7 protein-coding genes are annotated in these 9912 nt (G+C 40.9%); all 7 read right to left on the bottom strand.

Annotated elements, in window-relative coordinates; all coding sequences use genetic code 11:
* Positions 1 to 157 precede the first annotated feature (157 nt).
* A complete protein-coding gene (locus JYB65_RS08435; protein ID WP_206582205.1) occupies positions 158 to 1435 on the bottom strand; it encodes an HD-GYP domain-containing protein in 1278 nt (425 codons plus the stop codon).
* A 205-nt stretch (positions 1436 to 1640) separates the two neighbouring features.
* Positions 1641 to 2609 carry a GGDEF domain-containing protein gene (locus tag JYB65_RS08430; RefSeq protein WP_206582204.1) on the bottom strand — a complete coding sequence of 323 codons (969 nt, stop codon included), beginning with the start codon at positions 2607 to 2609 and terminating at the stop codon, positions 1641 to 1643.
* 194 nt (positions 2610 to 2803) lie between these two features.
* Positions 2804 to 4960 (bottom strand): peptidoglycan DD-metalloendopeptidase family protein, encoded by a 2157-nt coding sequence (locus JYB65_RS08425; RefSeq protein WP_206582203.1) that lies wholly within the window; start codon positions 4958 to 4960, stop codon positions 2804 to 2806.
* Positions 4933 to 6237 (bottom strand): DnaD domain protein, encoded by a 1305-nt coding sequence (locus JYB65_RS08420; RefSeq protein ID WP_206582202.1) that lies wholly within the window; start codon positions 6235 to 6237, stop codon positions 4933 to 4935. The genes JYB65_RS08425 and JYB65_RS08420 overlap by 28 nt, the downstream gene beginning before the upstream one ends.
* Before the next feature lie 51 nt (positions 6238 to 6288).
* On the bottom strand, positions 6289 to 7611 hold the full coding sequence (dnaB, locus tag JYB65_RS08415) for a replicative DNA helicase (protein WP_206582201.1): 1323 nt from the start codon (positions 7609 to 7611) through the stop codon (positions 6289 to 6291).
* A 9-nt stretch (positions 7612 to 7620) separates the two neighbouring features.
* Positions 7621 to 8064, bottom strand: a complete 444-nt coding sequence (gene rplI, locus JYB65_RS08410) for a 50S ribosomal protein L9 (RefSeq protein WP_206582200.1) — start codon at positions 8062 to 8064, stop codon at positions 7621 to 7623.
* Positions 8065 to 8128: 64 nt separating this feature from the next.
* Positions 8129 to 9895, bottom strand: coding sequence for a DHH family phosphoesterase (locus JYB65_RS08405; RefSeq protein WP_206582199.1), 1767 nt, complete (start codon positions 9893 to 9895; stop codon positions 8129 to 8131).
* Positions 9896 to 9912: the final 17 nt, after the last annotated feature.

Below are 9912 nucleotides of genomic sequence, written 5' to 3'. Positions count from 1 at the left end.
TTCAATTAACTATTTTTCATAAATTGGTAGTTTCTTAAAAATATGAGAGCATTTTAAAACGCAGCGAAAATTCTTTCGCTTCGTTTGTCAGCAGTCTGAGGCTGACATCTTGATGTCAGCCTCTTTCTAATGATCTATTGCTTAGCCTTTGTTTGAATCAATCTTCTCTTATCTCATTGGCGATTACCTGAAAGCGTTTTTCATAAAAATCTAACGCCTTTTCCTGTTTTTCTTTAACCCGTTGTTTTATAACCTGATAATGGTCAAACAGTAAGTCCACCACACGTTTATCTAATAAATTGTTTTCTGCTTGGGTTGTTATAATTTTATAAATTTCATCTTTATTCATCCCTTTTCGGTAAGGCCGATCTTCGGATATTGCCGTAAATATATCCGCTACTGCCATAATTCTGGAGCCTGTGCCGATTTCCTCTTTCGGGCAATGAAAGGGATACCCGCTTCCGTCTAACTTTTCATGGTGATACGCTGCCCACTCTGCGATTCTCTGCAATCCCCCTATAGATTGTAAGGTGTAATAGGTATAATAGGTATGGCACCGCATGATCGCAAACTCTTCACTGGTCAATTTACCGGGCTTTTCAAGGATACGATTTGGAATGACTAATTTTCCGATATCATGAAAGTTCCCGGCGATTCTCATGGATTTTACATCCACTTCTGCCATTCCGAAGAGCTCTGACAAAGCCTCTGCACACTCCGCAACACCAGAGGTATGGGTAGCGGTGAATCTGGACTTAAAGTCAATCAGATCTCTATACAAATTGGATATAAGCGAAATATCCTCCAATCCAATCTGAATATTGGAAAATGGGCCATTGGTAAGCAGCAACGAATACAATCTCGGCGAAACTAAGTCCAGCCAGAATTCTTCTTTCTTCGATAACTCCACAAAAAATCCAACAATCATAGGATGAACAGCATGTCCGGATATTTTTTTAACAGCCTCTACAATATCATTATTTTGATATAATATATATTTGTTTCTATCGATGAGTCGTTCAACATAATCTGCCAATAAAATAATTTGTGATGAGAAAACAACAGAATTTTCAATTCCTTCGTCCCAGTCCGACCAGTCTCTATGATGATATCTCACTATCTTTGAAAACTTTCTCAGCCATGGAATCTGTTCTAATAAAAGTTCCCCTCTCATGGCATGTATGTCCGTATTGGTTTCATCAAAACTATGTATGGCTGATTTTTCTTCTACCGTTATTGCTCCGATATCGTGTAATAATGCCGCAGTAAAAATATTTTCTCTGTCTTCTAATGATGCATTCGCATATTTTGCTATTTCCAGTGCAATATATGCGGTTCGATATTGATGTTGAGCAATCAGCGGGTTCGAAAAGTCAACTACTTCTGATAAAGACAATAGTAAGTTGTTCAAATTTACAAATAACTGCCTTTTCAATCTAGCTCTCCTTCTTTTACTACACTCTTGACTTATTTTTCCTTCATAATTAGCCTTAATTATGGAATAATTCGTATTTATTATACAATTATTGAGACTTCTATGCAAGTCCGCTCTCTCGGAAAACTAAAGCAGTAAGCTTCTTTGATATTGCGTCCTGTCATAAGCGATAAAAAAAGCTGGAATGATCATTTCCAGCTTGCTGTTATTCAAAAAAAGCGTGCTCTTTCTTACTTTTCTTATACAAGACATAGCGGCCTTTCCCCAGATTTTTTGCTTGATATAAAGCTCTGTCCGCCCTTAAATAAACTTCCTCAAAGCTACAGCCATCCTTCGGAATTCTAGCAACTCCGATACTCAATGACAAGTCCACATCCAGCATTTTCTCTGATGACATCTGGCAGACCTCGTGATTGATTCGTTCCAGTTTCTTTTTTAAAAGATCGTTATATTCGGCATTTCGCAGGAATGCAACAAACTCATCTCCGCCAATTCGTCCGATGATATCGCTGGTACGAAACTTAGAAGAAATAATCCTCGCCACTCTTTTTATAATATCATCGCCCATAATATGACCGTACGTATCATTTATTTTCTTAAAGTTATCAATGTCAAACAAGACAAAAAGATGCTTTCCTGCAGAAATTGGAGCGGCCAACAGCTTTCGGATTCTCTCTTCCGTGGAATCCCGATTGTAGAGTTCACTCAAACCATCTTTCTCCGCCTTTATGACGAGCAGCTCATGCTCCTTTTCTCGTTGTATGTTCTTCGTAATCCCAATCAGCCTCATTGGTTTCCCATCCGGATACTGGAAGCTCGTATAATACGTTCGATACCATTTACGTTCTCCCGCCTTGTATTCCGCAAGATAGTCTACTTCACCGGTGGCTGACTTTTCTTTGCTCAGTCGGATTTCCTCAATCGTGATATGTTGAAGGTTCGGATAAAAAATAACATTCGATGCTACCGTAGCTCGATAGGCTTCAATGGTATGCTCCACCACACTGCCATTTGGTGATTTTGAAGAATACACCATGGTATCCCTTTCATAATCATAGTCGTGCACCATTGCTTCACTTTGCTCCATCAAAACCGCGCATTTCTCTTCAAGCCAATTGAGCCTGCGCTCCAGTTCATTGCATTCTTCCTTGAGTGATTGTATATCTTTACTCATCCTAATCTTCCTATTCTCTAAACAGAATCATCTCAAAATACACATTTTACATGTTTATTATACTTTTCCTGAGACTTTTTTGCAATAAAATAACTATTTTCTAATTATTTAACCTTTGTCAAATACTATAGGTCTTATAGAAAAAGTCATAAAAGGGCATCTTAAAAAATCCATTTAAGACACCCCCTTTAATTCTATAGATAATTTAACGGATTTTTAGGAACGCCATTGATTTCCACTTGGAAATGGCAGTGCGGCCCGGTACTTCTTCCGGTGTTCCCAGACTTGGCGATTTGTTGCCCCTGATATACCCGGTCTCCCTTGCTGACGAGCAACTTGCTGTTGTGCGCGTATAATGTTACAACGCCGCCGCCATGGCTAATCTTTACCACATATCCATAGGAGCCGCTGTATCCCGCAAAGGTCACCGTACCGCCGTCTGCTGCTCTAACCGCAGTTCCAACCGGGCAAGCTAAGTCGATGCCGTAATGCATTCGTCCCCATCTGGTTCCGAATTTAGACGTTAATCTTGCTCCGGATACCGGGTATTTCAACGACCCTGTTCCTTGAAGCGGCGGCAATTCTTTCGTTCCCTTTAGAACAACTTTTGCAACCGGCTCCGAAAGAATCTGCGACGCTAAAATCTCTGTATTCACTTGCACACCGTTTTCTCTCGTTATTCTCGCGGTAACTTGTTCTTCTCCATTAACACCCTGCACTTTAACAGAACTCTCACCCTTATACAGCGTGGAAACCTGCTGTTCTTCTGTACTGTAAGGGATTTCCTGTCTGTAAGTAGCTACTTCTACGGTCTTTATCGTCACAAGCGGTGCCGGTTTAGTCAGAACAATTTTCTGTCCGATACTTAATTTTTCAGGATTTAAAGTCGGATTAGCTTCTTTCAAATCACTGATCTTCATGCCATAAGCTTGTGCGATGCCGGATAAGGTGTCTCCTGACTTTACTTCATGAGTCTGTTGTGAAACCGCCCCTGTCAATAACTTTTGACGAACAATTTCGGGATTTTGAATTCTCCCCAGCTTGGTATCAATCTGTTTTATTTCAACCTTCTCTTTAAAATCAACACTCTCGTATTGAACAGTGCCTGCGGAACTTAAATATTCAGACTCAATCTCATCAAAAAGATCTCCTGCAGTTTTCTTACTGTCGACGATTGCAACCCGAATACCATTTACATAAATTCCATATGCTTTAGCACTCATATCCTTCATATATGTAAGTTTATTTAACACGTCTTCCGTATTATCAATTTCTTTATTTAAAGAGAGTACCCTTTGAAAGGTGATATCTCGATCTCGGTCAATGTAAATTTCAACGCTATGCTCTTTCGAAAGCTGTCTGCTCACGATATCTACTATTTTTAAAACGTCCTCTTGCTTTTCAACAATTCCAAGCGTTCGTCCGTTATAGGCATACTCATACGCCGTTGTGTAATTAAATACTGCCGCTATACACAACACCACTGCAACCACCACTGCAAAGTGCATAAGCAGTTTGGCCTTATTCAATTCCGCCCATTCTCTGGCTAAATTAAACTTTTCATTGCCGACCGTTACAATTACAGTCGTTTTATCCGCCAGCTCTTCGTTCGTTCTGTCCAGATGATTGATAAAATGCACCATTCGTGCAGCCGTCGCTTTTTCTTTTGCAATCAATGTATTCTTTGTTTGAATAAGCTGCCGCATCAATTTTCGATTTTTTTGATGTCTTTCCCAACGTTTTTCGGGATATTGAGAATAGTAATTTTCAATCTTCCAGAAAATATGACTTCTTAGATTGCGAAACCCTGTTTTTACGAAATCGCCTACGTGGACAAACTCGCTTAAAATGCTTTTTCCCAAAATATACGTCATATCTTGAAAACTGATAATAAAATCTGCAAATTGTTTTTCAAGGCTGTTGATTTCACGAACAGCCCTCTTTTCGGCTTTGGAATTTCCAATCACACGATGTGCTCTTTTATTTTCCTTGCCGGATTGCTCTGGTTCTCTGACTTCTTTCTTCTGCTTATCCAGTTCTTCGGCTATCTTCTTAGTACTTTCTTCAGCTGCCAGCTGTTCCAATTTTTCTCTCATAGCGGCTTCTTCCTGTGCCACTCTTGCCAGCGCTTCTTCTTCGGCGATTTGAGTCGGTGTCTTTGGAAAACTTTTTAAAAAATCATTTTCAGGACTTCTACCTAAGTTCTCTAAATCCGATATCATGCTTTGCCTTTGATTTGCCTGCTGAACTTCCGTCGAAGTTACCTCTTCCTGCTCTTGTAAAGCTATTTCCTCCGACGGTCTTTTTCTGTTCTTCAATTTATCTAAACTTTTTTCGAAAAATTTTGCCATGTCTCTGCTTCGCTCAGCCGCTCATCAAAACAACTACAGCGTCCCCCCATATCATCCGTTCCGGTATCCTTACATTTGTCACACTTATAATGAATCTCCATGTAATCAACCGGAAAATTATTTTCTGTTAATCGAAACGCCTTTTCTTCACTTAAGACATCGATCTTTATTTTAAATTTTGCCATCTGTTCCTTTGCATTGCTTGCTCCGGAAACCATTATTTTAGAAAGCCTCATCCCAAGGCTCCGAATTTCTTCATCAATTGCTTTTATGTCCGGCAAAAGACGATACACTTCCTGTCTTCGTTCTGTTGCCTCATTTTCTGCCTTTTCGCGTATGGCATCATAATATTTCAGCACCACACCCGCATGGATCCCTTTTTCACCCGCTGCTTCCTTCGTGCTGTTTCCAACGGTACCGCCTTTATCCGTCAGCCAATTGGATAGAATCTTATTCACATAATTAATATTGGGATTCGGAATCCCGCTGGTTTTACTGCAAGCTTCCAGTACCTTGTCCAGCTTATAGTTCATTTCACCAAACCAATTATCCATCAAGCGTTGTTCTTCTTCGGTTGCATTCCGGTTAAAGCCCAATGCTTTCATGACACGTTTATATAGGTAATGCTTGTTGTCAATTGCTTGTAAATAGTTTTCAATTTCCGGGGTTGTCTGCAAGTTCTTTTCTGCCCATTCTTTTACCACAGAACCTACATATTGCACGCTGTCCTTTTTTCTGGCATTTTTGCAATAGGAGTAGGCATATACAATCATCTCAGGTTGCGCTCCGAAATCTTCTATCCAAGAAAGAATGGCCATCGGCTCATTTCCGCCAAGCAGCCTTCCCGTAATCTTTTCAATCGACTTGTACATCTGCTGAATATCCGTATCGGCCAGCTGGTTTTGAATGGACTCATTTACAGCTTTGTCTTTTTTGTGCTTGCTTTTTTGTTTTCCGTATAAAAGTTCTTTTAAGTTTACAAATTCTACGCTGTAATTGAACTTGTCCTTCGGATCTTCAAAATGCTTTGTAATAACACCCAAGCTTTCCCAATAAGACCACGCTTTTAAAACATCCTCTTCCGCCATGGCCAATTGCTTGGCAATCGTCTCATTGGACATCTCAACCTCTGCATCCGCATACATTAAGGAAAACAAATATGCCTTCACATAGTCCCCCGGTGCATTCGGCATATATTCATTTATAAAAACATTTTCAACGCTTGTATCTAAAAGGTATAGCTCTTTTGCTTTTTTTCTAATAAATTGTTTTTGCATAGTACCTTCCTAATTCGTGAGCCGCCAAGAAACCCGCATGATTGCAGATTTCTATCGCATATTGCTCTTATCCACAAATCGTGTATACTTACCAAGCCATGTAAGTTCTACTGTTCCCGTAGGACCGCTTCTTTGCTTTGAAATGATGACTTCACAAACACCCGGTTTATCACTTTCCGGGTTGTAATAATCATCTCGATATAAAAAGATGACGATATCTGCATCCTGCTCAATCGAACCGGATTCCCTTAAGTCTGATAGAATCGGCCGATGATCTGTTCGTTGCTCCGGTGCTCGGGAAAGCTGAGATAATAAGATAACCGGACAGTCCATCTCTCTCGCAAGCAGCTTGAGCGATCTGGAAAGTGTCGAAATCTCCTGTTGCCTGCTTTCGCTTCTTCCCTCGATGTTCATCAATTGCAAATAGTCTACTACGACCATGTCCAGACCTTTTTCAGCAGCCAGCCGACGGCACTTGTTTTTCATTTCCATAATCGAAATCCCCGGCGTATCATCGATGTAAATATTCGCTTTGGCAAGCGTGTCCATGGCTAAACTGATATTTTCCCAGTCATTTCGCTCCAGCTGACCGGTTTTTAGCTTCTGCATCTCGATTCTGGATTCCATCGATAAAAGCCTCTGCCCCAATTGGTCCTTGGACATTTCCAGACTGAAGATCATGACCGTTGCATTGCCTTTTATCGCTGCCTGCTGCGCCACATTCAAAGCAAACGCCGTTTTTCCCATGGCGGGTCTTGCTGCCAAAATGATTAATTCAGAGCGTTGGAAGCCAGATGTTTTCGCATCCAAATCCATAAATCCGGTCGGAACGCCCGTCACATTTCCGTCCATTTTTGAAATCTCATCAATTCGATCAATATTTTCGAGCAGGACATCTTTCAGGGAAGAATAATCTTTTCCCTGTCTTTTCTGTGCAATTTCAAAAATACCTCTTTCTGCAAAATCCAGCACCTCAGAAGATTCCATCTTTTCCTGAAAACTCTTTTCCGAGATATCAGCAGCGGTTTTAATCAGATTTCTGAGTACGGCCTTTTCCGCTACGATCTTTGCATACTGCTGTGCATTAGCAGTCGTCGGAACACCTCCTGCAAGAGACAGTATATAAGCACGGCCCCCTACCATTTCAAGAGATTTTCTTCTTTTCAGCTCTTCTGCCACCGTTAATGCATCTACCGGTGTATTCTTCCTGCACAAATCGACAATAGCCTGAAAAATTTCCTTATGTATTTCACTGTAGAAATCTTCTGGTCTCACTGTTTCGATAACGTCAAATAGGGCGTCCTTGCTAATCATAGCAGCACCCATTACAGACTTTTCAGCATCATCATTATGTGGAGGGATTCTCTCTATCATTGGTTACTCCTATATGGATACATTCACTTTAACAGTGCCGATAACCTCAGGATATAACTTTACTTCAACGGCAAACTCTCCGATCTGTTTAATCGGAGCATCCAAAACAAATTTCTTTTTATCAATATTGATCTTATGCTGCTGATTTAATGCTTCCGCAATATCTTTTGAAGTGATGGAACCAAACAGTCTTCCGCCTTCTCCGCCTTTTGTCTGAATAGAAACCGTAAGCGCTTTCAACTTTTCAGCAAGCTCTTGTGCAGCGGTTTTTTCTGCTGCTTTTTTATCGGCTGCAATCGCTTTCTGCTTTTCCAAGTTTCTTACATTGCCTTCTGTAGCTTCTGTAGCAAGGCCTCTGGGAATCAGTAAATTCCTGGCATGCCCATCACTCACCTTTACCACTTCTCCGGCTTTTCCGGTTCCCTTTACGTCTTTCAATAATATTACGATCATCTTATTTTCCTCCAATCATCGATTGCCTTGCCCATTGCCGTATACTTCCGTATCGGTGCAAGGCCTATTTGTCAACAATCTCTTCGATTTGTGCAAGTACCTCCTCGGGAGTACCGGAAACTTGTGCTCCCGCCGTCGTTAAATGTCCGCCGCCACCCAGCTTCTCCATAATCGTTTGAACATTTAATTCTCCTAAAGATCTTGCACTCACTACCGTACGGCCCTGTTCGTCACGTCCCGCAACAAAGCTTGCCCGCACGCCTTTTACAGACAGCAATTCATCTGCCGCCTGCGAATTTATAACCTGTGCATCCGGATGAGTTCCCTGACACACGGAATAGGCAATCCCATTGTCTTTTATATCTGCATTTGCGATACAACTTGCTTTGATCTTAAACGAATGCATGTCTGTTTGAAAGAACCGTTTCACAGCGGTTGTATCTGCTCCGGACCTTCTCAGCCAAGAAGCTGCTTCAAAGGTTCGTACGCCCGTTTTCACGGCAAATCGGTTGGTATCCATTGAAATCCCCGCAAGGAGCCCTTCTACCTCTAATTTCGCAACATTTTTCTTGTCTCCTGAATACTGCAAAATCTCTGTAACAAGCTCCGCTGTAGAGGATGCATATGGTTCCATATAATAAAGCGTCGCATTATCAATGAAGTCTTCTGCTTTTCGATGATGATCGATGACAACAATCCGGTCGGTCATCGTTAACAACTCGTTGCATTCTACAAGGCTAGGGCGATGTGTATCAAGAACAATAACCAACGTATCCTTATCTGTCATGGCAATCGCTTTTTCACTATTGACAAACTGATAAATCTCCGCTTCTTTTGCCAGATTGTAAATGTCTGCCAACGTATCAAAATAGTTATTAATGACAATATAAGCGTCTTTATTTCGATTGAGTGCAATGCGGTAAATCCCCAGCGCTGAACCAAAGGAATCCATATCCGGATTTTTATGTCCCATAATAATCACTTTGGAAGATTGATCCACGAGCTGCTTTATAGCATGCGCAATGATTCTGGATTTTCCTTTATTGCCTTTCTCGACCGTCTGCATCTTCCCGCCAAAATACTCAATCTTCGTACCGCGTTTTACAACTGTCTGATCTCCGCCTCGACCTAAAGCAAGCTCCAGCGCAGCCAGTGCGTGTTGCTCCGTTTGCATTGGATTTCTTGCACCTGCACCAATACCGATGCTTAAGGTTATCGGAAAATCGGCTTCTGTTTCAATGGCTCTGATATCGTCCAAGATAGCAAACTTATTTTCCATTAACTTTTCTAAATAGCTGCTTTCAAACACCATATAGTACATATTTTCTTTATGCCGTATAATAGAGGCATTGCCTCTCCCAGCCCACTGCCGGACTGCCTTATCAATGTCAGAAGTCAAAAATAATCGTTTTTCTTCTGAAGTGCTTGAAGTAAGCTCGTCAAAATTGTCCACATTGATAAACGCTATACAAATGTGTTCATCATTGTACATTATCTTCAACGTTTCATAATTAGTGATGTCATGAAAATAAATGATGGCATGACGACCCTCATCGTGACCGATATACCCGACCTGAATCCGAAAAATCTTTTCATTTCGAGATAAGGTGAGTACTTTTTCATTCACTCCTTCAGCAAAAAATTCACTATGCTTAATGCCAGTTAGCGCAAATATATCCGCATCCTTAATTCCATCATATTTAAACACTTCAGCGATTTTATTACTGGCTCTTGTTACCTTTCCTTGCATATTGATAATGCATAAAGGAAAAGGAATATGAGTAGAAAGCAATCTTTCTATCCTCGTTTCATGTACACTTTTTTCAGGCATTTCTATTCCCTCATATC

This window comes from Clostridium aminobutyricum (assembly GCF_017255415.1).
Lineage (GTDB): Bacteria > Bacillota > Clostridia > Peptostreptococcales > Anaerovoracaceae > Aminipila > Aminipila aminobutyrica.
Note: the sequence above shows the minus strand (reverse complement) of the source record. Positions and strands in the feature narration are given on the sequence as shown.